This is a genomic window from Streptomyces sp. NPDC055189, assembly GCF_053606765.1.
Genome location: NZ_JBSGSG010000033.1, coordinates 61,925 through 86,619 on the forward strand (window position 1 = coordinate 61,925; position 24,695 = coordinate 86,619).

Genomic DNA, 24,695 nt, shown 5'->3' on the forward strand with positions numbered 1-24,695 from the left:
GTCGATGAGCCTGAGAGTGCTGGTGGTCGACGACCAGGGCATCGTGCGGGCGGGATTCGCCGCCGTGATCGACGCCGAGGACGACATGACGGTGGTCGGCGAGGCGGCCGACGGCGTCGAAGCGGTGCGGCTCGCGGCGGACCTGGCGCCCGACGTGGTCGTCATGGACGTACGGATGCCCGAGCTGGACGGAATCGCCGCCACCCGGATCATCACGGGCACGGGCACGGGCACGGGCACGGGCGCGGGCACGAGTACGGGCCGGGAAGCCGCGCCCAGGGTCCTGGTCCTGACCACCTTCGACCTGGACGCGTACGTCTTCGACGCGCTGCGGGCGGGAGCCTCGGGGTTCTTGCTCAAGGACGTGCACGCGGCCGAACTGCTCCAGGGCATCCGGGTGGTGGCGGCGGGCGAGAGCGTGCTCGCCCCGTCGGCGACCCGCAAACTGATCGGCCACTACGCGTCGGGAGCCGCCCGTCCCGGCAGCAGCGGCCCCCAGAACCTGGACACCCTGACCGGCAGCCAGCGCAACGTACTCACGCTGCTCGCGTCCGGCCTCAACAACGCGGAGATCGCCGAGGACCTCGGCATCACCGTCGGCACGGTGAAATCCCACGTGAACGCACTCCTGCGCAAACTCGGCCTGCGCGACCGAGTGCAGGCCACGATCCTCGCGTACGACCTGGGCCTGACCCACCCGAACCCACCGGGCACGCACCTCTGACGGCCCCGCGCACGCACCACGACGACTGCAAAGGAGGAGGCCACCATGTCCGCCGGCCCCAACCGCCGTACCGTCCGCCGCACCTTCCGCCGCCGCCCCACGGCCGGCGCCACCCTCGCCCTGTCCTACCTGGCGGTCTGCGCCGCGCTGCTGGTGTGGGCACTGGTGGTGACGGCGAGCGACAGCACGGACGAGTCCATGGCGGGAGTAATCCCCCTGCTCGCCACGGCCCCGGCAAGCTTCGTACTCCTCATACTCCCGGACGGCGCCGCGATGGTGATCGTCGCGGTCGCAGCAGGGGCACTGGTGAACGCGGCGATCATCAGTTGGTGCGCGAGGGCGCTACGGAGGGGCAGGAAGGAATAGGCCGGAAGCCCCCATGACTGTCGGCTGACTACTGACTACTGACTACTCACTGCTTGCCGGTGCCGACGGGGTCCACGAAGACCTCGCCGTCGGCGCCGACCGGGAGGTTGAGGTCGGTCGACAGGGACTTGGAGTGGGTCTCGTTCGGCGGGGTGACGTCGATGGCGCTGACGTAGACGCCGTCCTCGCCGTCGTCCTCCTTCGGCGGGGTGTGCAGGGTGAAGCGGGTCGTCTCACCGGTGTTGAGGACGACAGCCGGGGCGGAGACCTTGCTGCGCTCGGCGCTGAGCGGCCCGGAGGCGTCCTCGGACCGCAGGTCGACGCCGGGGAAGCCCTTGAGCGAGCAGGTGTCGCTCTTGTTCTTGAGACTGACTATGAGATCGCCCTCACCCATGCCGTGGGCGGTACCGAACTCAAGGTTGGCGGTCTTGCAGTTACCGGTGGTGACCTGCCCACCACCACTGCCGCTGCCGCTGCTGTTCGAGGCGTTCTCACCACCGGAGCCGGAGCCGGAGCCCGAGGAAGAGGAAGAAGACGACGACGAGGAGGAAGAGGAAGAGGAGGCCCCGGAGTCTTTCTCGGCACCACTGGCACTGGAGTCGCTGCCCCCCTGGCAGGCGGTGAGCGAGAGACCGGCGGTGAGGACCAGGGCGGCGAGGGTCATCTTCTTGGCGCGCATCGTTTCTTCCTTGCGGGGTCGGTGCCGACGGTGGTCCGGCACGAGCGAGCGTTACTGATCAAGAGGACCCACTTGCCGGTAGGAAACGTTCCACTAACCCACCCGCTAATACGTGCCTGTTACAAGCAATCGCAGAATCCGACACCACAACCAACGCTTGAGCGCCGCCCACCACACCCCACAAACCCTCTGTTGGCACCCTAAATAACCACCAGCACCCGCTACGAAACTGGTTCCCGCACCCCACGTCCTGGCCCACCGGCCCGCCACCCCCTGGGACAGTCCCGTAACCGGATGCCCCTTGCATTGATTTGCATCCGCAGACTCACGTGGCGGAAGTCCAAGCCGGACAGTGGCCGTCCCCTCGCCTGGTACATGGACTATGCTTGGTACATGTCTATGAAGCGGACCAACGTGTACGCCGACCCCGAGGACCTGGCGATCATCAAGGAAGCCGCCAAGCGCAGGGGCATAAGCGAGGCCGAGATCATCCGGCAGGGCATCCACCTTGCGGCCATGGCGAACCGGGTCTGGGACGAGCCGCTGTTCTCGCGGACTTTCGAGGGACGCGGCCGCACACCGTCCAAGGCCCAGACCCGTGACACGGTCGCCGACGCTGTACGACGTGAGACGGACTCGGCCGCGTGATCATCGTCATCGCCGACACATCGGGCCTGCTGGCCGCCCTTGACTCCACTCACCCGGAGCACGGCGCGTCGAACGAGGCGATCCTGGCCGCGGGCCTTCTCGTCATGTCCCCGCTCTTGCTCGCCGAACTCGACCACGTCGCGACGCGCGAACTGGGCCGGGAGGCGGCCTTCAGCGCGGTCGACGACATCCGGCACTGGATGCGCCGGGGCCGGATCGTGGCGCCGGAGATCACGGAAGACCACCTGAATGTGGCCCAGTCCGTCCGCGCGCGCTACAACTCCCTGGACCTGGACCTCGCCGACGCGGTGAACGTAGCCCTGGCCGCCGACTACGACACGGACGCGATCCTCACCCTCGACCGCCGAGACTTCCGCGCCGTACGCCCTCTCGGCCGCCACAAGGCATTCCGGGTCCTGCCCGACGATCTCCTGCTGCTCTGACGCGGCGGCGGGCAGAGCGCCGCACTGGACAGATACTCAGTCCGACCTCCCACCCGACGACTACACGGAATCGTGATCGGCCCACGGCAGTGGTTCAACTGAGCCAAGGGGCCAAGCCGTGTCTCTGTCCTTATCGGGATGCCGAGCCTCGGCCTCCCGCACATACTGCTCGTGCCAGCGAACCTGTTCGCGATGCAGAGCCGGCCGGGACAGTCGGCCTATGGACGGGAAGCAGGATCCGATGACCTGAGCGAGTACCAGTGAGGCTTCGGCGTCGGATGCCGCGCGGCTGGGACAGCAGTGCGGAATGCCGTACCACTTGGTGACGCTCTGTAGGGCCCGTCCACCGGGGCGAAACTGATCGGCATGACGGTCCAGGACGAGCGGATCGCAAATAGGGAACAGGCCCTTGGGGGCGCGGTCACTCAGCGCTGCAAGCCCGTGTCGCAGCAGTTCGGCTTCGAGGGTGGTCAGCACAAAGGGCGCGTGCCAGACAACCAGGGGCTCCTTGGCCAGCAAGTGGCGGACCATTACGGTGGCGATGTCGTTCAGCGCCAGCGCCGCCGGAGTCCCATGGGTACGCGCGTGCCTCAGGGTGATGCCATGGCCCTTGTACGGGGCGATCGACAGAGGGCCTGGTCCAGGATCTATCAGCCACGATCTGGTTGTCCCGTCAGAGGTGAGCACCGCCGCGCCAATGACACGGTCGATGTTGTATCGGTTCCCCGTCGTTTCGATGTCCACGGCCATGAGAAGGCGTTGATGCCAGCCCTGATGACGGCCGCGACGCGGTGGGGCCGGTTCCAGCAGGTGCTCGGGGTGGTAGACCCGCCACCCGTCGAATCGACTGCGCACCAGCACTCCGAGTCCCGCCCGAACCACGACCCCGCAGACCTGACACTGCTCTTCCCGCTGGTTCGGTCGCATGGCTGAGGCGTCCGACGTCACCCCCCGGGCGTCCGTCTCTGGTACATGCGCCGGGTGATAGATCACCGGGTATCCCCACAGGCTCTGCAATCTAACGCCGGCTTCGGCCGCCACCGTCCGGCCGCATCGGGCACAGAGGCCCTCGTATCTATTGGTACGCACGGAATCGGGCATGGCCCCACTCCCACTTTGACTGCAGCTCTGTTACTGCATCGTGCGCCCACAAACCCCTGCACACCAGCTCGCGAACAGGCTCCTGCCGACGAGAGACCCAGATTGCTGACCTGGGCCGCAACTATGGAGCGGGTGACGAGAATCGAACTCACACGATCAGCTTGGGAAGCTGCGATCTTTTAGGCCTGGCTTGGGCGCTGACCTGGGGGATCGGTCTTGGTGCAGCCTTGCTGGGCTTGACTCATCTCACCGTGATTCCCCGCTGTTCCCCGCGAGATCTGGTGCGGTTGTGGTGCGGACCTTGTCAGTAGGAAGCTTCAATAGAAGCCCCTCCCTACACCCTGACGGCTGCGCTCACGCTCACCGAGCTCGTCCGGGCTCGATGTGGTGGCACCTGGCTCGCCGGGTGTAGCTGACGGGTGTATCGACGCTGACGGAATGCCAGAAGGGTGTTGCGAGAGTGCCCTCCTGCGGTGTGCCACTGGACCCCCGGGAAGGCGCTGCGCAGTGACCGGAGAGCGGTACAAGTCTCCCCAGGGCACAGTTCGAAGAATTTTCGGAGAATCCGTGATCAGACCCTGTAGAAGATTTATAGTTCTGCGATGAAGTCTCTTCTGGAAGGTAGGTGACTGGCCATGTCGAGCATCGTGAGTTTTGAGATCGCTGGCCTCGCTGGGCGGTCAGAGGTTATCAGCCATTCCCTGCAGCCTGATGTGAACGTCTTTTGGGGGCTGAACGGCAGCGGAAAGACGTCGATGCTCAAGATCTTGCACAGTGCGCTGCTAGGTGAGGCATCTATCCTCGTGCGTGTTCCTTTCGACTGGGCGGTTGTGAAGATCCAGACTGGGAGTAGGGAGATCGAGCGGAGGATTAGAAACCCTAAGGCGAAAAATATTCAAATTGAACCCCCAGAGACCTTGTTCGATGACTATGAATTGCATGATCGACAGGTTGGGGAAAGGCTTATAGATCAAGCAGAGAAAATGCGTTGGAGTACTAAGCCAGCTGATTTTACTGGGCGCGGGTTGCGGCACAGCTATTTGTCTATTCTGCGCCTGAGTGACAGCCCCAGAATGCGAGTCGGTAGCCCTGGAGATATCCTAGATGAGGTGGCTTATGACCGGATGTTCGCGCGCCAGATTCAGGCAATTTGGCAGGACTATAACACTCGCGAGCTAATGCAGATTCGTCGCGCTCAGCAGAATGGCCTTGCCGCAATTGCGGGGTCAGTAATTACAAGGTCGCTCTCGCCGCGCAAAACGCGAACAGATCTAACAGACATTGACGTCGAGGCTGCCTACGTGGCAGTGAAAGACTTCTTCCAGGATCAAAACCTTCATCTCAGAGTTGGTAATTATGAAAGCTTCTCGGAGAACTTCCTGGCCAATGCATTGATGCGCGAGGTGGTTGCAGAAATCGTAGAAGTTCAGCAAGAAGTGGAAAATGCTCAAGAACCGAAACAGGCAGTAGAACGCCTAATTCACGATCTATTCATGGGGCGAATGCGAGTCGACTTTGAAGGGAGGTATCTAAAAATTAAACAGGGGGATGATGAGGTACCCCTGGAGGCTCTTTCGAGCGGCCAGAAGCAGGTCATTCGACTTCTGGTTGAGTGTTTGGCTGCTGGACCCAACTCTGTGATCGTGGATGAGCCGGAGATTTCGATGCATGTCGACTGGCAGCACCGATTGGTTAATGCGATGCGTACGATCAATCCGAGAACGCAACTAATCCTTGCTACGCATTCTCCAGAAATCATGGCCGAACTCCCGGACAGGATGATCCACGAACTATGAGTCGCAGGCTTTCATACAGCAGATCTGCGTTTGCGCGCCGCGTGCAGATCTCGCAGTATTCCTTGTTTGTGATAGTCGAAGGGAAAGATCTAGACGCACGATTCTACGATTGCGTCTGTGGCAGTAGTAGTTGGATCGAGGCCGCTGGTTATCAGGTCTGGCTAGCTGAACAACTAAAGGACGACGCCACAGGAGTCGCCGCTGGTGGCAAGAAGGCTGTTCTCGCCCACTTTGACTACTTCAAAGCGAGTGGGAAGCTAAGTGTCACTTCATCAAGCGGGAAACACGCAATTTCCTTCATGGTCGACCGAGATAATGACGACGTGTCTGGAGGAAAAAGAAGATCGCCGCATGTCATTTACACGGACATGTTTGATGTCGAATCGGAGGCTTTTGTTCACGGAAAAGATGAAGTGGCCTTGGCGGGGGCTCTCTCGCTGGACGCAAGCTCAGCAAGCCTACTTGCAACTGATTTGAACGATTGGATAAAGGACCTTGCGAACGCGTGGAGGGAGTGGATAACACTTTGCACCTTGGCTAAAGCGGCTGGATCGGGCTGCGACGTCGGATTTCGCAGAGAGTCATGGGTTAATATTCCAAAGTATGGAGCTGTAGAGCCGATCAAGCTGGCGGCTGCTGAGGCGAAGGTTGTCGCATCTACGCGCCGCACGCCGGTAGAATTCAATGCCATATCGGCACGTGTCCGGGGCAGAATTAATTCCTGTTATTCCAAAGGTAGTGGTTATCGCTTACTGAAAGGTAAGTGGCTTTCCTCCTACCTGACCTATCGGGTGAAGGATTACTTCGGATCGGCGCCGGTGCATTACGGAAGTTTCACAGATTCAGTAGCGCGAGACTACCTAGCGGCTTGCGACTTCAGGGAAAATTGGGCTAACTACTACAGGGATCGCTTGGAAGCGCTGATCTAGCGCGTTTTCTTGTGGCCCGGCAATGGCGAGTGGTAGCAGCTTCGCGGGCGGCGTAGCGGCTTTGGGCTGGAGCTGCTTTGGGGCGAGTGATCATGGCCCCTTAAGCTTCCGGCGAGTCGGGCAGTCTGTGGACCTGCCCGTTAAAGCACGACGTTGGGGCCATGATCTTAGAGGCTCGCCCCAAAGTGGCTGCGTAAAGCCGTGGAGCCGACCGCCCCAGCCACGATGTACCCATTCTCTGAGGTCAGTTGGCCGCCAGCTCTTGTCGCGCGGCCTGGTGGACCGGGCCGGAGCGGGGCGGAGACAGGAGCGGCGGCCCGGGGAGCCGGGCCGCGCGCGGGGAGCGAAGCGAGCCGCCTTGAAACAGTAGAGAAAGTTGTAACTCAGTCTGCTCCTGGATCCTGGCGTGGAAGTGGATGACGTGTGGGGTGGATCGGCGGTGTCGATTCGGTGAGGCCGGCGTGACGTGGTCGGTGGGCTCGGCGAGGGCGTGTGGGGCGAGGGTGCCGAATGCCGCAAGGCTCGCGAGGAGACGCCCGCGCAGTGCATGCGCCGCCAACTCTCCTGACGCAGCCGGGCAACAAAGAACCCCAGGGTCCATGACCCGGGGGTTTTCTGCCGAGTGGGGCGCGAGATTCGAAAGCGGTCCCTCTGGCTGCCTTACGGCCGGTTCAGATCTGGCCGAGGTCGATCTCCGCTGCGAAGGGGGCGGTGATCTTCAGGGTGCCGGTGAACACGTCCCCTTCTCGGTACGTCCTCGTCGCGGGATCGAGTAGGTACGTGTAGACCAACGGTGTGCCCCTCGCGGCCTGCTCGATCCGCCAGTAGAAGCCGATCCCGGCCCTGGCGTACTGATCCACCTTCACGATTCGGTCGGTGGTCTCCGAGCCCGGTGACACCACCTCGACCACGAGTAGTACGTGCTCGGGCCGGGTGGGCGTGATGTCGATCGTGTCCGCGCGGTAGACGATGACGTCGGGGCGGCGATTGGTGAGCGGGACGTCCTGCAGCCGAACGTCGAAATCAGTATCGGCGTTCCAGTCCGGGCCGGCTGCGGAGTCCAGCTCGTTCGCCAGGAGTCGGGCCAGCCGAGCGTGCCGCTTGGACGCGCTGGGACTAACGACGACCATTCCGTCCACGATCTCGATGCCGGCGCACTGCTCCCCGGACCACGACTCGTACTCCTCCGCCGTGATCTGTTCGTGCATCTATGCCCGGGCCATCATCTCGGCAGTCATGACACGCCTCCCGGACACTGTGCGGCGGGCCCGATCCCGCTGTGCTCACCGTAACTGTCCCCACGCCGCAGACATGTCGGACGCGGCGGGTGGGCTTGCCGTAACGGCTCGGCCACCCGCCCCCGGCTGGTCTCTGCAGGTGCGCCAGACAACACAAAATCCCCAGATCTTTGATCTGGGGATTTCTATGGAGCGGGTGACGAGAATCGAACTCGCACTCTCAGCTTGGGAAGCTGATGTTCTACCACTAAACTACACCCGCGAAAAACACCGTCTGTGGCGGTGTCGTAACGTCGCACACTCTACCTCATCCCAGGCCCCGGGCGCTTTTGCCTCCGGGGTCTGCGTGCTGTCCGGGGCGTGGATGGGTCAGCGGGGCGCGGGAGTTGGGGCGTACCGTGAAGAGCCGGAGTGCCGCCTGGAGGGGCGCCCTATTCGTCCCGTAATGTGGCCTCTTGTCGTCGCCTCGCCCGCGAGCACAATGCGGCGAGCCACGAGCTCAACTACGGCTTTGGGGAAGGGACTCGAGGACTTGATGGAGCGCACCGTCGTCCGATGTGCCGAAGGGCACGTGTTCAGCACTGCTTCGTTCCCGATGCAGAAGGCCGACCGGCTCGGACCCGGTCGCCTCATCCGCTGTCCGCGCTGCGCCCGATTGCGGCATGCCGTGCCGGTCGCGGAGCAGAAGCGGTAGCAGGGGGAACACAAGAAACGCCGGGAAAGCAGAGAACCGCAGCGCGCGGGGACGTCCGATTGGGGCGGGCCCGCGCGCTCTGCGTATCCTCGGTGCGTGCTTCTCTCAGACAAGGACATCCGGGCCGAGATCGACGCCGGACGAGTACGGATTGATCCGTACGACGAATCCATGGTGCAGCCCTCAAGCATCGATGTGCGGCTCGACCGCTACTTCCGGGTGTTCGAGAACCACCGCTACCCCCACATCGACCCCTCCGTGGAGCAGGCCGACCTGACGCGGCTCGTCGAGCCCGAGGGCGACGAGCCGTTCATCCTGCACCCCGGCGAGTTCGTGCTGGCGTCGACCCACGAGGTCATCAGCCTGCCCGACGACCTCGCCAGCAGGCTCGAGGGCAAGTCCAGCCTGGGGCGACTCGGGCTTGTGACACATTCCACGGCCGGCTTCATCGACCCCGGCTTCTCCGGGCACGTCACGCTCGAGCTGTCGAATCTCGCGACGCTGCCCATCAAGCTGTGGCCCGGAATGAAGATCGGGCAGCTGTGTCTGTTCCGGCTGAGTTCGGCCGCCGAGGCGCCTTACGGCTCGGAGCGGTACGGATCGCGTTACCAAGGGCAGCGCGGGCCGACCGCCTCCCGTTCCTTCCTCAATTTCCATCGGACCCAGGTGTGACATCCAGCATGAGTGACGTGCGCGAGAACCTTACGTACGAGAAGTTCGGCGGCGCGGTGCGCGAGCTCGCGCAGGCCATCGCCGATGACGGCTACCAGCCCGACATCATCATCTCCATCGCCCGCGGTGGCGTCTTCGTCGCGGGCGGGCTCGCGTACGCGCTCGACTGCAAGAACATCCACCTGGTGAACGTGGAGTTCTACACGGGGGTCGGCACGACCCTGGAGATGCCGGTCATGCTGGCGCCCGTGCCGAACGTCATCGATTTCACCGACAAGAAGGTGCTCATCGCCGATGACGTCGCCGACACCGGCAAGACGCTGAAGCTCGTGCACGACTTCTGCCTCGACCACGTGGCCGAGGTCCGCAGCGCCGTCATTTATGAGAAGTCGCAGTCGCTCGTCAAGTGCGAGTACGTCTGGAAGCGCACCGACGACTGGATCAACTTCCCGTGGAGCGTCGAGGCGCCCGTCGTGAAGCGCGCCGGGCAGGTTCTCGACGCCTGAGCAGTCGGTCATGCACGAGGCGGGCCCCGGCGGATTGCTTCCGTCGGGGCCCGCCTCCGTTTCACACGTTGCTAGAACGTGCCCAGCTTGATGATGGAGAGCAGCGCGAGCAGCTGGATCGACGCCGCTGCCAGCGCCTTCGGCCACGGCAGGTCGTGCGACTTGCTCACCATCGCCGTGAGCAGCGCGCCCGCCGCGACCCAGGTCACCCAGCCGAGCAGCTGGACGAAGGTCTGGCCGCCGCCGAGGAACATCGCGACGACCACGCGGGGCGCGTCCGTGATCGACATGATCAGCATGGAGAGGCCGACCGTCGGCTGCCAGGCGCCGTCGCCGCCGAGCTGGCGGGCGAGGGTGTGGGTGACCACGCCGAGGACGAAGGCACTGACGGTGATCGCGATGGCGGTCGTCAGGACGTACGGGACGGCCGTGGAGATCGTGGCGTTGATGGCGTCCTCGCGGGCGCCGTCGAAGCCGAAGATCGCGAGCAGGCCGTAGAGGAACGTCACGATGACGGCCGGGCCCCACATCGCGTAGTCCCGCATCTGCAGGAAGGTCGGCCCCGGGCTCACGACGATGCCGCGCAGGAGGTCCTTCCAGTGCAGGCGCGGGCCCACGGGCGCGGGTGCCTGGCCCGCGCGGTAGGTGTCGCCGTGGTTGTACGGGTCCTCACCCACGGAGAAGGCCTGGGTGTGACCGGGGTTGTTGGCGGCGTACGGATCGAAGCCGCCGCCCTGGCCGCCCTGGCCTCCGTGACCCCCGTGACCCCCGTGCCCCTGGCCTCCGTGGCCGCCGCCGAAGTACTCCGGCTCGCCGTGGTTGCCCTGGTGGCCGCCGGCCTGCGGCCACTGCTGCCCGCCGTAACCGCCCTGGCCACCGCCTTGGCCACCACCCTGACCACCGCCCTGGCCACCACCCTGGCCCTGGCCGTACGGCGGCTGACCGCCGTACTGCTGGGAGGGCGGCTGAGGGTAGCCGTACGGCGGCTGCTGGCCCCGGGGGGCCTGCTGTCCGTACGGCTCCTGCCGCGGTCGTTGTTGGGGGCGTGCTTGCGGGGTGCGGTTGTCCCGGCCGCGTCCGATCCTGAATCCAGCCACGAATCGAACGTACCTGGTCTGGAGGGCCCGGGGCGTCCCTCCTCGGGAGGAGAGCGGCTTTGCCGCTGACCTGTGACAACCCTTAGGGGGACCCTGAGGGGTTTTCCCCCGGCCCTCGGCCCCCCCCCGGCCCTCCGCCCCCGGGAGCATCTGTGGTGCCAGGATGACCGGCTGCTACTTCCCCAGCACCGCCCCGTACGCCTCCGGGTCCGAAGAGGCGGGCAGGCCCAGGGAGTTCGGAGTGACGACGGAGCCGCCTGCCCTGGCGCCGGGCAGGTCCCATACGCCGCCCGCGGCGGAGTTCTCGCCGGGCGCCGCGACGGACAGGTCAGGGACGCCGTCGCCGTTGTGATCACCGAAGGCGAGGGCCGCGCCGAAGAGGTCGCCCGCCTCGGCAGTGCCCGGGATTCCGGGTGAGTTCTGCTGGTACGAGACCGCGCTCGCCGCGCCGTCCGCGTCCAGGATTCCCTTCGCGCCGCCCTTGAGGACGGTGACGGCGCCCGCGCGGGCCGCGCTGCCGATGGCCTCGCCGGGGGCGCCCGCGATCAGGTCGTCCTTGCCGTCGCCGTCGATGTCCGCGGCGGCGAGCGCGTTGCCGAAGTCGTCACCCTTCTCGGCGACACCGGGTACGCCCGCGGTGTCCTGGTTGAGGGTCTGGCCCTCCCATTCGAGGCCGTCGCCGTTCCCGTAGTAGATGTGGATGCCGCCGCCCTCGGCGAGCTCCTCGGGGCCGCACGGGTCGTCGATGTTCTCGTCGGCGATCTCGCGGCAGTTGCCGAGGGCGAGGTCGTCGCGGCCGTCGCCGTTGAAGTCACCGGCGGCCAGCGCGTTCGCGGCGCTGTTGTCGCTGCTCCAGGTCAGGCCGAACTTGTACTCGTCCTTGCTGTAGTGGAAGAGCTGGACGTGGGACTGGGTGTAGGGCTGGTTCTGGGTGTAGAAGGCGGCGGCGAGCTCGGGGCGGCCGTCGGAGTCGAAGTCGCCGGTTGTCATGACGGGGGCGCGACCGCCCATGCGGTCGCCCATGACGGGCTCGGTGCGGGCGGCCAGCGGGTTGAAGTTGGCGACGATCTGGTCCTTGCCGCCGATCGCGAGGTCGACGTCCGTGTCACCGGTGAAGTCGGCGGCGACGAGGGCGTTTCCGTACGCGTCCTTCGACTTCGCCCCGCGGGCAGCGGTGTTGGCCACGGAGAAGCCGTCGCCGGCGCCGTAGAGGACGGTGACGGAACCGGCGTCGGTCTTGCCGTCGATGTCCTCGCCGGGAGCGCCGATCACGAGGTCGGCGTACTTGTCGTCGTCCACGTGCGCGGCGACGACGGCCCCGCCGAACCGGTCACCGGCCTCGGGGGTGCCGGGCACCTCGACGGTGGCCTGCGTGATGCGTCGGACGCTGTCCGAGCCCGGCCCGTTCTCCCCGCCGAACACGACACTCACGTACCCGGCCTTGGCCTTGCCGTTGACGGTGCCGCTGGGCACGCCGACGAAGAGGTCCTCGTAACCGTCGCCGTCGAAGTCGGCGGTGAGGGGAGCGGCTGAGGGTGCGGGTGCGGGTGCGGGCGCGGCGCTCGCGCCGGCTGCGAAGGGGAGGGCGAGGCCGGTGGCGGCCAGGGCGGTCGCGGTGGCGGCGAGGGTGCGGGGGCGCAGGCGGGGGCGGGGGCGCAGGGGCACTGGGCTCTCCAACTGGGGACGGGGGCGGGCCAACTCGGGGACGGGCGCGGGGAGGTGTCCGGCGGCTTCTGCCCGGGGCTGTTCGGTGGAGTGGGCTGGGTCCGTATGGATGGGCCGGGCCCGCACGGAGGGGTGCGGGCCCGGTGTTTGGGGTGGGCGGGGGGCTCAGTCCGCGAAGTTGTTGCCTAGGCGCGCGGTTCCCGTGGCGGAGATGCCGACCGTCGACGTGTAGACGCCGCTCGTGCCGGTGAGGGTGCCGTCGGTGCGGGCGCCCAGGACGTAGAACGCGCCGTTCGAGCCGTTCTCGCCCGTTGCTCCGACGGAGACGTCGCCCCGGCCGTCGTCGTTCAGGTCGTCGATGTGGACGTCGGACCCGAAGAAGTCGTTCTTCTCGTTGGTGTTGGGGACGCCGGGCGAGTTCTGGCTGTACAGGGTGGCGCCCTTGGTGGAGAGGCCGGAGCCGTCCGCCGCGCCGTAGATGACGGTGATGGAGCCTGCGTCGGCGACCCCGTCCAGGTTCTCGCCCGGGGTGCCCACGACCAGGTCGAGGTGGCCGTCGCCGTTGACGTCGCCGAGGTCGAGCTCGTTGCCGAAGTAGTCGCCCGTCTCGCCGCCGCCCGGGATGCCCGCCGTGTCCTGGGTGATGGCCCGGCTCTCGCCGTACGGGCCGTTCGCGTTGCCCTTGACGACGTACACCGTGCCGCCCTTGTGGGCGCCGTCGATGCCCTCGTCCCAGGTCAGGCCGATGATGACGTCGCCGTAGCCGTCGCCGTCCGTGTCGCCCACGTCGGTGATGTGGCCGGCGGGCAGGCGCTGGACGCCGCTGGTGGTGACGCCGTTCGCGCTGCCGGGCAGCCAGAGGTTGGCGTTGTAGTCGTCGGCGGTGGAGAAGCCGTTGACGAGCAGGTCGTCCTTGCCGTCGCCGTTGACGTCCCCGGAGTGCAGGTTGAAGGGGCCCGAGCCGTCGCCGCTGTGGATGGGCGGGAGCACGGTGTAGCGGCCGCCTGTGGCGCCGGAGCGCTTGATGCCGCCGTCGAAGATGTCGATGGTGGCGGCGCCCGACGCGGCGACGGCGAGGTCGTCCTTGCCGTCGCCGTCGAAGTCACCCGCCTGGAGGGGGCCGCCGAAGTGGTCGTGCTTGGTGGGGCGCGGGTCCGTGATCGTGGAGCCGCCGGAGAGGCCGCTGGGGGAGCCCCACAGGACCTGGACCGTGCCGCCGTCCACGTCGCTGCCGACGTCCTCGCCGGGGGCGCCGACGGCGAGGTCGTCGTAGCCGTCGCCGTCGAAGTCCCCGTACGCGGTGTCGCCGCCGAAGAAGTCGCTCTTCTCGGCGGTGCCGGGTACGCCCGCGCTGTTCTGGCTGTAGGTGACGTGGCGCTGCGTGGTGCCGCCGTATGTGACGACTACCTGGCCCGCCTTGTCCTTGCCGCCCACGTTGGCGTGCGGGGCGGAGGTGGCGAGGTCGGCCGCGCCGTCGCCGTTGAAGTCGGCGTCGTCCGGCTGGGTGGCTGCGGGGGCCGCCGTCGCGGAGGTTGCCGTGAGGGTGAGGAGTCCGCCTGTGAGGGCCACGGCGGCGGCCGTTGCCGTGGCCAGGCGGCCGGGTCTGTGGGGGGTGGGGCGCTTGTGCTTGGGCATGCGTGCTCCTTGGGCGGTGTTCGTTATGGGTGCTGTTTGGGTGGGGGGTGGGGGTGGTGTTGCGCGGGTCGAGGGGGGCTTGGGCTTTTTTGGTCCCCAACCCCGCCCCTTCCCGAAAACCCGCTGGCGCGGGGGCCTTGGTTGCCGTCAATCACCGGCTTCGCCGAGTTCGTCCTCAAACGCCGGACGGGCTGAGAACCCAGACCCCGGACGGGCTGAGAACCCAGACCCCGGACGGGCTGAGAACCCAGACCCCGGACGGGCTGACAAGGCCGGTGTAAAGCTCAGCGCAGCGTCCTGCCGAAGTCCGCGTCCGTGCCCCCGACCCCGAAGTCCGCGCCGTTGAAGGACGTCGCGTTCGACGAGGTCAGGCCGGTGGAGGCGCCTCGCAGGACCCATACGGCGCCGGCGTTGCGCGTCGTGCCGATGTCCTCGCCGGTCGCGCCGGTCGCCAGGTCCGCCTTGCCGTTCTTGTTGATGTCCTTGAGGCGGACGGACGACCCGAAGCTGTCCTTCTCCTCGGCGACGCCGGGCACGCCCGCGGTCTCCTGGTGCCAGGCCTTGCCCGAAGTGAAGGCACCCGCCGAGGACTTGAGGAGCGTGACGCTGCCCGCCCCCGCGACGCCGTCAACCGTCTCGCCGGGCGCGCCCACCGCGAGGTCCGGCAGGCCGTCGCCGGTCACGTCACCCGCGGCGACGGACCCGCCGAAGCTGTCGCCCGCCTCGTCGGCACCCGGCACGCCCGCGCTCGCCTGGCTGTACGTCACCGGAGCGCCGAACTTCCGGTCACCGCCGAACCGCACGGTGACCGAACCGCCCTTGCCGCCCGCCCCGTCCACCGAGTTGCCGGTGATCAGGTCGTCGCGTCCGTCGCCGTTGACGTCGGCGGCGGTGGCCGCGTCGCGGGTCGCGGTCGGGTCGTCACCCTCGCCGAGCACCTCGGCCTGGTAGCCGTAGTCGCCTGCGCCGCCGTTCATGTGCGCGGTGTAGGCGCCGCCGTCCGCGCGCCCCCCGTACAGGACGAAGCCGTTGCCGTCCTTGACCTTGAAGTTGCCCCCGACCATGCCGTCCAGGCGCACGCCCTCGGGCAGGAAGTCGACTTCGAGGCCGTACACCTGGCCGTTCTCGCCCGCGCCGGAGTAGTAGAACCAGTTGTCGCCGCTGATCACGGCCAGCTGGGGCGCGCCGTCGTCGTCCAGGTCGGTCCAGGTGGTGGCCTCGCCGAAGCGGCCCGCGGTGTCGGCGGGGGCGTTCAGGACCCGGCCGCCCGATGCGAAGCCGCCCTGCTTGCCGCGGATGACGGTGACGGAGCCGGACGGCTTGCCCGTCACCTTCTCGCCGGGGGCGCCGACGATGAGGTCGGCGTAGCCGTCGCCGTCCACGTCGCCGCTGGTGACGTTCTCGCCGAACTCGTCCTCGGGCTCGGTGACACCGGGTACGCCGGAGGAGTTCTGGGTGAGCGTGACCGCGCGGCCGGTCCCGACTCCGGAGGCCGAACCGAAGGTCACCGTCACGGAGTTCGTGGCCGGGTTGCCGATCGCGAGGTCGCGGTAGCCGTCGCCGTTGTAGTCGTCCTTGAGCGTGGACGCGGCGCTCGCCGTGCTCGCGAGGGGCAGCGTGAGGCCCGTTGCGGCGAGAGCCGCGACGGTCGCGGAGATGGCCAGATTACGTACACGCACGTGTGGCTCCCGGGAGTGGGGAATTGCTTCCGGGGGTGTGACATGCGGGGCGTACGAATGGTTGTGCGACGGGGGAGACCAGGTGTCCGGAGGGTGAACGAGGCGCCCCCGAAGGGGCGCGGGGAACTGCGCGACCTGCGCGACCTGCGCGACCTGCGCGAGCAGCCACATCACGCCCGCGGCCGGAGAACCCCTGAACCCCGTCCCCCAGCGCGACCAGCCACATCACGCCCGCGGCCGGAGAACCCCTAAACCCCGTCCCCCAGCGCCTAAACCCCGTCCCCACCCCCCAGCGCCAGGAACTCCGCGCTGGAGAACGTGACCTGAGGCTTGCGCGAGACGAGGTCGCCCTTCACCCCCGGATAGACGCCCACCGTGTCCTCGCCGTCCCCATGAGCCGTCCGCAGGACAAGATCGGCCCGCTTGTCCCCGTTGAAGTCCGCGATGGCAAGAACCTCCGTGGTGCCCTCGGCGGACGGATTCACGAGCGCCGACGCGTTCTGGTCGATGCCCGCCGTACGCCCCCTGAAGACCCGCACCTCACCGGCGGCGCCCCCGCTTCCGCTGCCGCCCCCGCTCATGACGAGTTCGCTCAGGCCGTCGCCGTCGAAGTCACCCGCGTCCACGGCCACGTTCTTCGCCTCCAGCGTGGAGCGCAGGGTGCCCGGCACGTCGTAGCGCAGAGCGACGCCGTTCGGGCCCGCGATCGCCGCGTCCATGCCCTTGCCCTTGCCGAAGCGCCCGAACGCGGTGTCCGTGCCCGCCGGGAAGAGCACCCCGGTCTCGGCGGGCCCCTTCGGGCCGCCGAGGACGAGGGCGCCCGCGGCGGCGCCGGTCGCGTTCGCGGCCTTGCGGACCAGCAGGTCGTCGTAGCCGTCGCGGTCCACGTCCGTTGCCCTGCCGGTGACGAGGTCGTTGCCGGGTGCGGCAAGGGGCTTGCCCGCGGCGCGCGGGGCGCCGGTGCGCTTGAACGGGCCGCGCAGGAAGGTGAGCCGGGCGCCGCTCGCGTGCAGGACGAGGTCGTTCGCGCCGTCACCGTCGAAGTCGCCGCACACGGGCTGGTCGGACCAGTCGTTGCCGATACGTGCCTGCTTGGGCACCTGCACCTTCACGGCCTTGCCGGTCAGGCCCTTGGGCGAGCCGAAGAGGATCTGCAACGGCACGGGCGGCTGGCCCTGGCCGTCGTACGGCGGGTCGGTGGAGACCAGCAGATCGGTGAACCCGTCCTCGTCGAGGTCGCAGGACGCCTCCGACTCGAAGGACGCGGGCAGTTCGCCCTTGGTCCGCGCCCCGTTCTTCCGCGCGCTCAGCAACTGCCGTGCTCCGGGGCGCAGTCCGCTCTCCGACCCGTACACGACGCCGATGCCCGCGTCGTCGCCGTGGCCGTCGTGCACCAGGTCGTCCAGTACGAGATCGGGGGCGCCGTCACCGTTGAAGTCGTCGTCGACCTTGCTGCCCTTGCCGCTCGGTACAGGCAGTTGCGCCGCGCCCTTGCCGGCCATGCTGACGGGCTTGTGCCGGGTGTCGGGCTTCGCCGCGCCGTCGCCGCCCCCGCACCCGGCGAGCAGCAGCGCGCAGCTGACGGCGGCTGCCGTGCCCATGACACCACCGCGCCTCGCGACAGCACTCCGTCTGACGCCACGTACCCCGGCACTCCGCATGTCCATCTCCCGCCCCGACCGCCCCAGCCGACAACAACCAACACATGATGCCCCCCTTCCGCAGGACACGAAAGGCCGGTCCCGCCCGCAGGACACGAAAGGCCGGTCCCGCCCCGGAGGGCGGAACCGGCCTCAAGCACGTCGAGCGCCGTTACTTCACCGGCTCGGGCTCCGGCTCGTCCGCGGTCTCGGACTCACCGGCGGGGTCCACCGGCGTCTTCACGGATTCGAGCAGCAGCTGCGCGACGTCCACGACCGTGAGCGATTCCTTCGCGGCACCGTCGTTCTTCTTGCCGTTGACGGAGTCGGTGAGCATGACCAGGCAGAACGGGCAGGCGGTCGACACGATGTCGGGGTTGAGGCTGAGCGCCTCGTCGACCCGCTCCGTGTTGATGCGCTTGCCGATCCGCTCCTCCATCCACATCCGCGCGCCACCGGCACCGCAGCAGAAGCCGCGCTCCTTGTGACGGTGCATCTCCTGCTGGCGCAGGCCGGGGACGGCGGACATGATCTCGCGCGGCGGCGTGTAGATCTTGTTGTGCCGGCCGAGGTAGCACGGGTCGTGGTACGTGATGAGGCCCTCGACGGGCGTCACCGGGATGAGCTTGCCCTCGTCGACGAGGTGCTGGAGCAGCTGCGTGTGGTGGATGACCTCGTAGTCGCCGCCGAGCTGCGGGTACTCGTTGCCGAGCGTGTTGAGGCAGTGCGGGCAGGTCGCGACGATCTTCTTCGCGGTCTTCGGCTTCTTGGTCGACTCGTCCTCGTCGTCCTCACCGAAGGCCATGTTCAGCATCGCCACGTTCTCCTGGCCGAGCTGCTGGAACAGCGGCTCGTTGCCCAGGCGGCGGGCGGAGTCACCGGTGCACTTCTCGTCGCCGCCCATGATCGCGAACTTGACGCCCGCCATGTTGAGCAGCTCGGCGAAGGCCTTGGTGGTCTTCTTCGCGCGGTCCTCAAGGGAGCCCGCGCAGCCGACCCAGTAGAGGTACTCGACCTCGGTGAGGTCCTCGATGTCCTTGCCGACGACCGGCACCTCGAAGTCGAGCTCCTTGAGCCACTCAAGGCGCTGCTTCTTGGCCAGGCCCCAGGGGTTGCCCTTCTTCTCCAGGTTCTTGAGCATCGTCCCGGCCTCGGACGGGAACGCGCTCTCGATCATCACCTGGTAGCGGCGCATGTCGACGATGTGGTCGATGTGCTCGATGTCCACCGGGCACTGCTCGACGCAGGCGCCGCAGCTGGTGCAGGACCACAGGACGTCGGGGTCGATGACGCCGTTCTCCTCGGCGGTGCCGATGAGGGGGCGCTCGGCCTCGGCGAGAGCGGCGGCGGGCACGTCCTTGAGCTGCTCCTCCGTCGCCTTCTCGTTGCCCTCCATGTCCTTGCCGCCGCCCGCGAGCAGGTACGGGGCCTTGGCGTGCGCGTGGTCGCGCAGCGACATGATCAGGAGCTTGGGGGAGAGCGGCTTGCCGGTGTTCCAGGCGGGGCACTGCGACTGGCAGCGGCCGCACTCGGTGCACGTACTGAAGTCGAGCAGGCCCTTCCAGGAGAACTGCTCGACCTGGCTGACGCCGAAGACGTCGTCCTCGCCCGGGTCCTCCCAGTCGATCGGCTTGCCGCCGGACGTCATGGGCTGGAGCTCGCCGAGGGTCGTGGAGCCGTCCGCGTCGCGCTTGAACCAGATGTTCGGGAAGGCGAGGAAGCGGTGCCAGGCGACGCCCATGTTGGTGTTGAGCGCGACGGTGATCATCCAGATGAAGGACGTCGCGATCTTGATCATGGCGAAGAAGTACGTGAGGTTCTGCAGCGTGGAGAGATCCATGCCCCCGAACCACGAGACGAACGGGTACGAGATGAAGAACGACGCCTCGTAGCTGTCCACGTGGTGCTGGGCACCCTCAAGGGCGTGCAGCGTGAAGATGCAGACGCCGACGATGAGGATGACGGCCTCGACGAAGTACGCCTGGCCCTTCTTGGAGCCCGCGAAGCGGGACTTGCGGCCCGGCTTGTCGGGGTTGCTCAGCTGCCGGATGACGATCAGCGTCAGGATGCCGACGATCGTCATCGTGCCGATGAACTCGACGAACATGTTGTACGGCGCCCACTCGCCGATGATCGGCAGCATCCAGTCGGCCTTGAAGAGCTGGCCGATGGCGTTGACGATGGTCAGGAGCAGCGAGAAGAAGCCCACCGCCACGAACCAGTGCGCGACGCCGACGACGCCCCAGCGGTTCATGCGGGTGTGGCCGAGGAACTCCTTGGCCACGGTGACGGTGCGCTGCACGGGCTGGTCGGTGCGGGTCCCGGCGGGGACGGGCTGACCGAGCCGCATGTACTGGACGATCTGCACGATGGCACGGCCGAACAGCGCGACGCCGACCGCGATTAGGACCAGCGACACGATGATCGCGGCGAGTTGCATTTGGGGGCTCCTCGGGCCTGCGAGGCGAACTATTACTAAGCGGTAACTTATGCAGTCCGTCTGAGACTACCCACTTACTCAGCCGCACTGTAGCCAGCAGGGCGGTGATCTGCGTCGCTCAGGCAACCCTTGGTGTCGAGGTGCCTCGCAAGTAGCGCCCGAAGGGGCGCGGGGAACTGCGCGACCAGCCACGGCGGGCCCGCAGACGAGCACCCGCCCCTCCCGTAAAGCCCCCCTGGCTTGCGCGTAAGTACGGGATAAGAGTTGAGCCCCCTCGACTCACCTCTGTTGACTCCAGCGAAGCGCTCATGCATTCTTGAGCCAGATCCACTCAAGAGTTACATCTGGAGGAACCGAAATGGCACGTGCGGTCGGCATCGACCTGGGCACGACTAACTCTGTCGTCAGCGTTCTTGAAGGCGGCGAGCCCACCGTCATCACCAACGCCGAGGGCGCCAGGACCACGCCGTCCGTCGTCGCCTTCGCGAAGAACGGCGAGGTTCTGGTAGGCGAGGTCGCCAAGCGCCAGGCAGTCACGAACGTCGACAGGACCATCCGCTCGGTCAAGCGCCACATGGGCACTGACTGGAAGGTGGACATCGACGACAAGGGGTTCAACCCCCAGCAGATCTCCGCGTTCATCCTGCAGAAGCTGAAGCGCGACGCCGAGTCGTACCTGGGCGAGAAGGTGGCCGACGCGGTCATCACCGTCCCGGCGTACTTCAACGACTCGGAGCGCCAGGCGACGAAGGAGGCCGGCGAGATCGCGGGCCTGAACGTCCTGCGCATCGTCAACGAGCCGACGGCCGCCGCCCTGGCGTACGGCCTCGACAAGGACGACCAGACGATCCTCGTCTTCGACCTCGGTGGCGGCACCTTCGACGTGTCCCTCCTGGAGATCGGCGACGGCGTCGTCGAGGTGAAGGCCACGAACGGCGACAACCACCTCGGTGGTGACGACTGGGACCAGCGCGTCGTCGACTACCTGGTCAAGCAGTTCAACAACGGCCACGGCGTGGACCTCTCCAAGGACAAGATGGCGCTCCAGCGCCTGCGCGAGGCGGCCGAGAAGGCCAAGATCGAGCTGTCCTCCTCCACGGAGACCTCGATCAACCTGCCCTACATCACGGCGTCCGCCGAGGGCCCGCTGCACCTGGACGAGAAGCTCACGCGCGCCCAGTTCCAGCAGCTCACGTCCGACCTCCTTGAGCGGTGCAAGAACCCGTTCAACAACGTCATCAAGGACGCGGGCATCCAGCTCTCCGAGATCGACCACGTCGTTCTCGTCGGTGGCTCGACCCGTATGCCCGCCGTCGCCGAGCTCGTCAAGGAGCTCACCGGCGGCCAGGACGCCAACAAGGGCGTGAACCCGGACGAGGTCGTCGCCATCGGCGCCGCCCTGCAGGCCGGTGTCCTCAAGGGCGAGGTCAAGGACGTCCTGCTCCTCGACGTCACCCCGCTGTCCCTCGGCATCGAGACCAAGGGAGGGATCATGACCAAGCTCATCGAGCGCAACACCACGATCCCGACCAAGCGCTCCGAGATCTTCACGACGGCCGAGGACAACCAGCCGTCCGTCCAGATCCAGGTCTACCAGGGCGAGCGCGAGATCGCGGCGTACAACAAGAAGCTCGGAATGTTCGAGCTCACGGGCCTGCCGCCGGCCCCGCGCGGTGTCCCGCAGATCGAGGTCGCCTTCGACATCGACGCCAACGGCATCATGCACGTGACGGCCAAGGACCTCGGCACCGGCAAGGAGCAGAAGATGACCGTCACCGGCGGCTCCTCGCTGCCGAAGGACGAGGTCGACCGCATGCGCCAGGAGGCCGAGCAGTACGCGGACGAGGACCACAAGCGCCGCGAGGCCGCCGAGTCCCGCAACCAGGGCGAGCAGCTCGTCTACCAGACGGAGAAGTTCCTCGCGGACAACGCCGACAAGGTCCCCGGTGACGTGAAGACCGAGGTCGAGTCCGCCGTCGAAGAGCTGAAGGAAAAGCTCAAGGGCGAGGACACCGCGGAGATCCGCACGGCCACCGAGAAGGTCGCGGCCGTCTCCCAGAAGCTGGGCCAGGCCATGTACGCGGACGCGCAGGCCGCCGGTGCCGAGGGCGCTGCCCCGGGCGCCGAGGGCGGCGAGGCCCCGAACATGTCCAAGGACAAGGACGACGACGTGGTCGACGCCGAGATCGTCGACGACGAGAAGCCCGGTGAGCAGAAGGGCGGCGCCGCATGACCGAGGAGACTCCGGGCTTCGGCGACAACGCCGAGAACCCTGACGTCCCCTCCGGCGCCACCCCTGATGACGCGGCGCCGCAGGCTGCCGAGCCCTCCACCGAGGAGGGCCCGGCGGCCCCGGCCGGGGACGCAAGCAAGACATCTGCCCAGTCGGCTCAGTCCGCTCAGTCCGACCGGTCCGCTCAGGACGTCGGTCTGATCGCACAGCTGGACCAGGTGCGCACCGCGCTCGGCGAGCGCACGGCGGACCTCCAGCGACTGCAGGCGGAGTATCAGAACTACCGCCGTCGTGTGGAGCGGGACAAGGTCACGGTCAAGGAGATCGCCGCGGCGAACCTCCTGGGCGAGCTTCTCCCGAGCCTCGACGACATCGGCCGCGCCCGGGAACACGGCGAGCTGGTCGGCGGGTTCAAGTCGGTGGCGGAGTCGCTCGAGACGGTCGTCGCCAAGATGGGCCTGCAGCAGTTCGGCAAGGAGGGCGAGCCCTTCGACCCGACGATCCACGAGGCCCTGATGCACTCGTACGCACCGGACGTCACCGAGACGACCTGCGTCGCGATCCTGCAGCCGGGGTATCGCATCGGCGAGCGCACCATCCGCCCCGCGCGGGTGGCCGTGGCCGAGCCGCAGCCGGGTGCGCAGACGGTCAAGGGCGAGACCGAGGCCGCCGCATCCACGGACTCCGCCGACGCGGCGGAGGACAAGGAGACCGGTGGCGGCCCGGACGAGGGCTGACCTGACGGAGTTGTTGTGAAGCGAGAGGAGGGACGTCGAGGGTGAGCACCAAGGACTTCATCGAGAAGGACTACTACAAGGTCCTCGGCGTCCCCAAGGACGCCACCGAAGCCGAGATCAAGAAGGCGTACCGGAAGCTCGCACGCGAGAACCACCCGGACGCCAACAAGGGCAACACGAAGGCGGAAGAGCGCTTCAAGGAGATCTCCGAGGCGAACGACGTCCTCGGCGACCCCAAGAAGCGCAAGGAGTACGACGAAGCGCGTGCTCTCTTCGGCAACGGCGGCTTCCGGGCAGGTCCCGGAGGCGGCGGTACCGGCGGCTCTTTCAACTTCGACCTGGGCGACCTCTTCGGAGGCGGCGCCCCGGGCGGTGGAGCGGGCGGTGCCGGTGCCGGCGGCGGCTTCGGCGGCGGTCTGGGTGACGTCTTCGGGGGCCTGTTCAACAGAGGCGGCACGGGTGCGGGCGGCGCGGGCACGCGTACGCAGCCCCGGCGCGGCCAGGACATCGAGTCCGAGGTCACGCTGAGTTTCACGGAGGCGGTGGACGGGGCCACGGTCCCGCTCCGGATGTCCTCCCAGGCTCCCTGCAAGGCCTGTTCCGGCACCGGCGACAAGAACGGCACGCCGCGCGTGTGCCCGACCTGCGTCGGCACGGGCCAGGTATCGCGCGGAGGCGGCGGCGGCTTCTCGCTGACCGACCCCTGCGTGGACTGCAAGGGAAGGGGCCTGATCGCCCAGGACCCCTGCGAGGTCTGCAAGGGCTCGGGCAGGGCGAAGTCGTCCCGCACGATGCAGGTGCGTATCCCCGCGGGTGTCAGCGACGGCCAGCGCATCCGCCTCCGCGGCAAGGGCGGTCCCGGTGAACGGGGCGGTCCGGCGGGTGACCTGTACGTGGTCGTGCACGTCGACTCCCACAAGGTCTTCGGCCGCAAGGGCGACAACCTGACGGTGACGGTTCCGGTGACGTTCGCGGAAGCGGCACTGGGCGGCGAGGTCAAGGTGCCCACACTGGGCGGACCCGCCGTGACGCTGAAGGTGCCTGCGGGCACCCCCAACGGTCGTACGATGCGGGCGCGGGGCAAGGGCGCGGTCCGCAAGGACGGTTCGCGGGGCGACTTGCTGGTGACGGTGGAGGTATCGGTTCCGACTTCCCTGTCCGACTCGGCGAAGGAAGCCCTGGAGTCCTACCGCGAGGCGACTGCGGACGACGATCCGCGGGCAGAACTGTTCCAGGCCGCGAAGGGAGCATGAGATGGACGGCCGTCGTCGACAGTCCAGTTTCGGGCGTGCGTACCAACTGACCGACGAGACGCCGGTCTACGTCATCTCGGTGGCCGCCCAGCTGAGCGGGCTCCACCCGCAGACCCTGCGCCAGTACGACCGCCTCGGCCTGGTCTCCCCGGACCGCACGGCGGGCCGCGGCCGGCGCTATTCGGCCCGCGACATCGACCTGCTGCGCACGGTGCAGCAGTTGTCGCAGGAAGAGGGCATCAACCTCGCCGGCATCAAGCGCATCATCGAGCTGGAGAACCAGGTCGCGGCGCTGCAGGCAAGGGTGGTCGAACTCTCCAACGCGGTGGAGGGCGCGGCTGCCGCGATGCAGCAGCGCGAGGCGGCGGTCCACGCGTCGTACCGACGTGACTTGGTCCCGTATCAGGACGTGCAGCAGGCGAGCGCGCTGGTGGTGTGGCGCCCGAAGCGGACGACGGAGCAGTAGTCCTTCGTCATGTGAGGCTCTTAGTAATGTGAGTGGGGGCCGGGAAGCGCATGC

The 24,695-nt window shown here is 67.3% G+C and carries 21 protein-coding genes and 1 tRNA gene; 12 read left to right on the forward strand and 10 right to left on the reverse strand.

Annotation, left to right across the window (positions count from 1 at the left end; genetic code table 11):
• Positions 1–4: 4 nt before the first annotated feature.
• Both ACWFR3_RS23445 and ACWFR3_RS23450 read left to right on the forward strand, forming a co-directional pair.
• Positions 5–724: a response regulator gene (locus ACWFR3_RS23445; protein WP_453736561.1), complete on the forward strand. Its 720-nt coding sequence runs from the start codon at positions 5–7 to the stop codon at positions 722–724.
• Between the two features lie 45 nt (positions 725–769).
• Complete coding sequence (locus tag ACWFR3_RS23450) at positions 770–1,090, forward strand: SCO4225 family membrane protein (protein ID WP_453736562.1); 321 nt, start codon at positions 770–772, stop codon at positions 1,088–1,090.
• A 46-nt stretch (positions 1,091–1,136) separates the two neighbouring features.
• Here ACWFR3_RS23450 and ACWFR3_RS23455 read toward each other — a convergent pair whose 3' ends face one another.
• Positions 1,137–1,769 (reverse strand): DUF4232 domain-containing protein, encoded by a 633-nt coding sequence (locus ACWFR3_RS23455; protein WP_453736563.1) that lies wholly within the window; start codon positions 1,767–1,769, stop codon positions 1,137–1,139.
• Positions 1,770–2,162: 393 nt separating this feature from the next.
• Here ACWFR3_RS23455 and ACWFR3_RS23460 point away from each other — a divergent pair, with 393 nt between their 5' ends.
• Both ACWFR3_RS23460 and ACWFR3_RS23465 read left to right on the forward strand, forming a co-directional pair.
• Positions 2,163–2,417, forward strand: coding sequence for a ribbon-helix-helix domain-containing protein (locus tag ACWFR3_RS23460; RefSeq protein WP_453736564.1), 255 nt, complete (start codon positions 2,163–2,165; stop codon positions 2,415–2,417).
• Positions 2,414–2,860 (forward strand): PIN domain-containing protein, encoded by a 447-nt coding sequence (locus ACWFR3_RS23465; RefSeq protein WP_453736565.1) that lies wholly within the window; start codon positions 2,414–2,416, stop codon positions 2,858–2,860. Before ACWFR3_RS23460 ends, ACWFR3_RS23465 begins: the two co-directional genes overlap by 4 nt.
• Before the next feature lie 60 nt (positions 2,861–2,920).
• Here ACWFR3_RS23465 and ACWFR3_RS23470 read toward each other — a convergent pair whose 3' ends face one another.
• Complete coding sequence (locus ACWFR3_RS23470) at positions 2,921–3,961, reverse strand: hypothetical protein (protein ID WP_453736566.1); 1,041 nt, start codon at positions 3,959–3,961, stop codon at positions 2,921–2,923.
• A gap of 635 nt (positions 3,962–4,596) precedes the next feature.
• Between ACWFR3_RS23470 and ACWFR3_RS23475 the strand changes: the two genes are divergently transcribed.
• On the forward strand, positions 4,597–5,757 hold the full coding sequence (locus ACWFR3_RS23475) for an AAA family ATPase (RefSeq protein ID WP_453736567.1): 1,161 nt from the start codon (positions 4,597–4,599) through the stop codon (positions 5,755–5,757).
• A 41-nt stretch (positions 5,758–5,798) separates the two neighbouring features.
• Entirely contained in the window at positions 5,799–6,686 is an 888-nt protein-coding gene (locus ACWFR3_RS23480) for a hypothetical protein (RefSeq protein WP_453736568.1), read from the forward strand.
• 671 nt (positions 6,687–7,357) lie between these two features.
• Here ACWFR3_RS23480 and ACWFR3_RS23485 read toward each other — a convergent pair.
• A complete protein-coding gene (locus ACWFR3_RS23485; RefSeq protein WP_453736569.1) occupies positions 7,358–7,894 on the reverse strand; it encodes a Uma2 family endonuclease in 537 nt (178 codons plus the stop codon).
• Between the two features lie 218 nt (positions 7,895–8,112).
• Positions 8,113–8,186, reverse strand: a tRNA-Gly gene (locus ACWFR3_RS23490).
• Positions 8,187–8,714: 528 nt separating this feature from the next.
• Between ACWFR3_RS23490 and dcd the strand changes: the two genes are divergently transcribed.
• Both dcd and ACWFR3_RS23500 read left to right on the forward strand, forming a co-directional pair.
• Positions 8,715–9,290 (forward strand): dCTP deaminase, encoded by a 576-nt coding sequence (dcd, locus tag ACWFR3_RS23495; RefSeq protein ID WP_453736570.1) that lies wholly within the window; start codon positions 8,715–8,717, stop codon positions 9,288–9,290.
• Between the two features lie 8 nt (positions 9,291–9,298).
• Entirely contained in the window at positions 9,299–9,796 is a 498-nt protein-coding gene (locus ACWFR3_RS23500) for a phosphoribosyltransferase (protein WP_453736571.1), read from the forward strand.
• Positions 9,797–9,867: 71 nt separating this feature from the next.
• Here ACWFR3_RS23500 and ACWFR3_RS23505 read toward each other — a convergent pair whose 3' ends face one another.
• From ACWFR3_RS23505 to ACWFR3_RS23530, 6 genes are all read right to left on the reverse strand, one after another.
• Complete coding sequence (locus tag ACWFR3_RS23505) at positions 9,868–10,893, reverse strand: Yip1 family protein (protein ID WP_453736572.1); 1,026 nt, start codon at positions 10,891–10,893, stop codon at positions 9,868–9,870.
• 174 nt (positions 10,894–11,067) lie between these two features.
• Positions 11,068–12,558: an FG-GAP-like repeat-containing protein gene (locus ACWFR3_RS23510; RefSeq protein ID WP_453736573.1), complete on the reverse strand. Its 1,491-nt coding sequence runs from the start codon at positions 12,556–12,558 to the stop codon at positions 11,068–11,070.
• A 165-nt stretch (positions 12,559–12,723) separates the two neighbouring features.
• Entirely contained in the window at positions 12,724–14,193 is a 1,470-nt protein-coding gene (locus ACWFR3_RS23515; protein WP_453736574.1) for an FG-GAP repeat protein, read from the reverse strand.
• Positions 14,194–14,477: 284 nt separating this feature from the next.
• Positions 14,478–15,872 carry an FG-GAP repeat protein gene (locus ACWFR3_RS23520; protein WP_453736575.1) on the reverse strand — a complete coding sequence of 465 codons (1,395 nt, stop codon included), beginning with the start codon at positions 15,870–15,872 and terminating at the stop codon, positions 14,478–14,480.
• A 269-nt stretch (positions 15,873–16,141) separates the two neighbouring features.
• Positions 16,142–17,473 carry an FG-GAP repeat domain-containing protein gene (locus ACWFR3_RS23525; protein ID WP_453736576.1) on the reverse strand — a complete coding sequence of 444 codons (1,332 nt, stop codon included), beginning with the start codon at positions 17,471–17,473 and terminating at the stop codon, positions 16,142–16,144.
• A 211-nt stretch (positions 17,474–17,684) separates the two neighbouring features.
• The gene (locus ACWFR3_RS23530) at positions 17,685–19,952 is read right to left on the reverse strand and encodes a (Fe-S)-binding protein (protein WP_453736577.1); all 2,268 of its coding nucleotides are present in this window, start codon (positions 19,950–19,952) and stop codon (positions 17,685–17,687) included.
• A gap of 358 nt (positions 19,953–20,310) precedes the next feature.
• On the opposite strand from ACWFR3_RS23530, the gene dnaK reads away from it, so the two are divergent.
• The 4 genes from dnaK to ACWFR3_RS23550 are packed head-to-tail and all read left to right on the forward strand — an operon-like array spanning position 20,311 to position 24,641.
• The gene (gene dnaK / locus ACWFR3_RS23535) at positions 20,311–22,185 is read left to right on the forward strand and encodes a molecular chaperone DnaK (RefSeq protein WP_453736578.1); all 1,875 of its coding nucleotides are present in this window, start codon (positions 20,311–20,313) and stop codon (positions 22,183–22,185) included.
• Positions 22,182–22,922 carry a nucleotide exchange factor GrpE gene (gene grpE / locus ACWFR3_RS23540; protein WP_453736579.1) on the forward strand — a complete coding sequence of 247 codons (741 nt, stop codon included), beginning with the start codon at positions 22,182–22,184 and terminating at the stop codon, positions 22,920–22,922. Before dnaK ends, grpE begins: the two co-directional genes overlap by 4 nt.
• A gap of 41 nt (positions 22,923–22,963) precedes the next feature.
• Positions 22,964–24,175, forward strand: a complete 1,212-nt coding sequence (gene dnaJ / locus ACWFR3_RS23545; protein ID WP_453736580.1) for a molecular chaperone DnaJ — start codon at positions 22,964–22,966, stop codon at positions 24,173–24,175.
• Position 24,176: 1 nt separating this feature from the next.
• Positions 24,177–24,641 carry a heat shock protein transcriptional repressor HspR gene (locus tag ACWFR3_RS23550; protein WP_453736581.1) on the forward strand — a complete coding sequence of 155 codons (465 nt, stop codon included), beginning with the start codon at positions 24,177–24,179 and terminating at the stop codon, positions 24,639–24,641.
• Positions 24,642–24,695: the final 54 nt, after the last annotated feature.

Bases quoted from the DNA above. Each gene is read 5' to 3' on its own strand.
- ACWFR3_RS23500 (WP_453736571.1), top strand. From the start codon at position 9,299: ATGAGTGACGTGCGCGAGAACCTTACGTACGAGAAGTTCGGCGGCGCG.
- ACWFR3_RS23550 (WP_453736581.1), top strand. From the start codon at position 24,177: ATGGACGGCCGTCGTCGACAGTCCAGTTTCGGGCGTGCGTACCAACTG.
- ACWFR3_RS23525 (WP_453736576.1), bottom strand. From the start codon at position 17,473: ATGGGCACGGCAGCCGCCGTCAGCTGCGCGCTGCTGCTCGCCGGGTGC.
- ACWFR3_RS23470 (WP_453736566.1), bottom strand. From the start codon at position 3,961: ATGCCCGATTCCGTGCGTACCAATAGATACGAGGGCCTCTGTGCCCGA.
- ACWFR3_RS23445 (WP_453736561.1), top strand. From the start codon at position 5: ATGAGCCTGAGAGTGCTGGTGGTCGACGACCAGGGCATCGTGCGGGCG.
- grpE (WP_453736579.1), top strand. From the start codon at position 22,182: ATGACCGAGGAGACTCCGGGCTTCGGCGACAACGCCGAGAACCCTGAC.
- ACWFR3_RS23450 (WP_453736562.1), top strand. From the start codon at position 770: ATGTCCGCCGGCCCCAACCGCCGTACCGTCCGCCGCACCTTCCGCCGC.
- ACWFR3_RS23515 (WP_453736574.1), bottom strand. From the start codon at position 14,193: ATGCCCAAGCACAAGCGCCCCACCCCCCACAGACCCGGCCGCCTGGCC.
- ACWFR3_RS23455 (WP_453736563.1), bottom strand. From the start codon at position 1,769: ATGCGCGCCAAGAAGATGACCCTCGCCGCCCTGGTCCTCACCGCCGGT.
- dnaK (WP_453736578.1), top strand. From the start codon at position 20,311: ATGGCACGTGCGGTCGGCATCGACCTGGGCACGACTAACTCTGTCGTC.
- ACWFR3_RS23460 (WP_453736564.1), top strand. From the start codon at position 2,163: ATGTCTATGAAGCGGACCAACGTGTACGCCGACCCCGAGGACCTGGCG.
- ACWFR3_RS23475 (WP_453736567.1), top strand. From the start codon at position 4,597: ATGTCGAGCATCGTGAGTTTTGAGATCGCTGGCCTCGCTGGGCGGTCA.
- ACWFR3_RS23530 (WP_453736577.1), bottom strand. From the start codon at position 19,952: ATGCAACTCGCCGCGATCATCGTGTCGCTGGTCCTAATCGCGGTCGGC.
- ACWFR3_RS23485 (WP_453736569.1), bottom strand. From the start codon at position 7,894: ATGCACGAACAGATCACGGCGGAGGAGTACGAGTCGTGGTCCGGGGAG.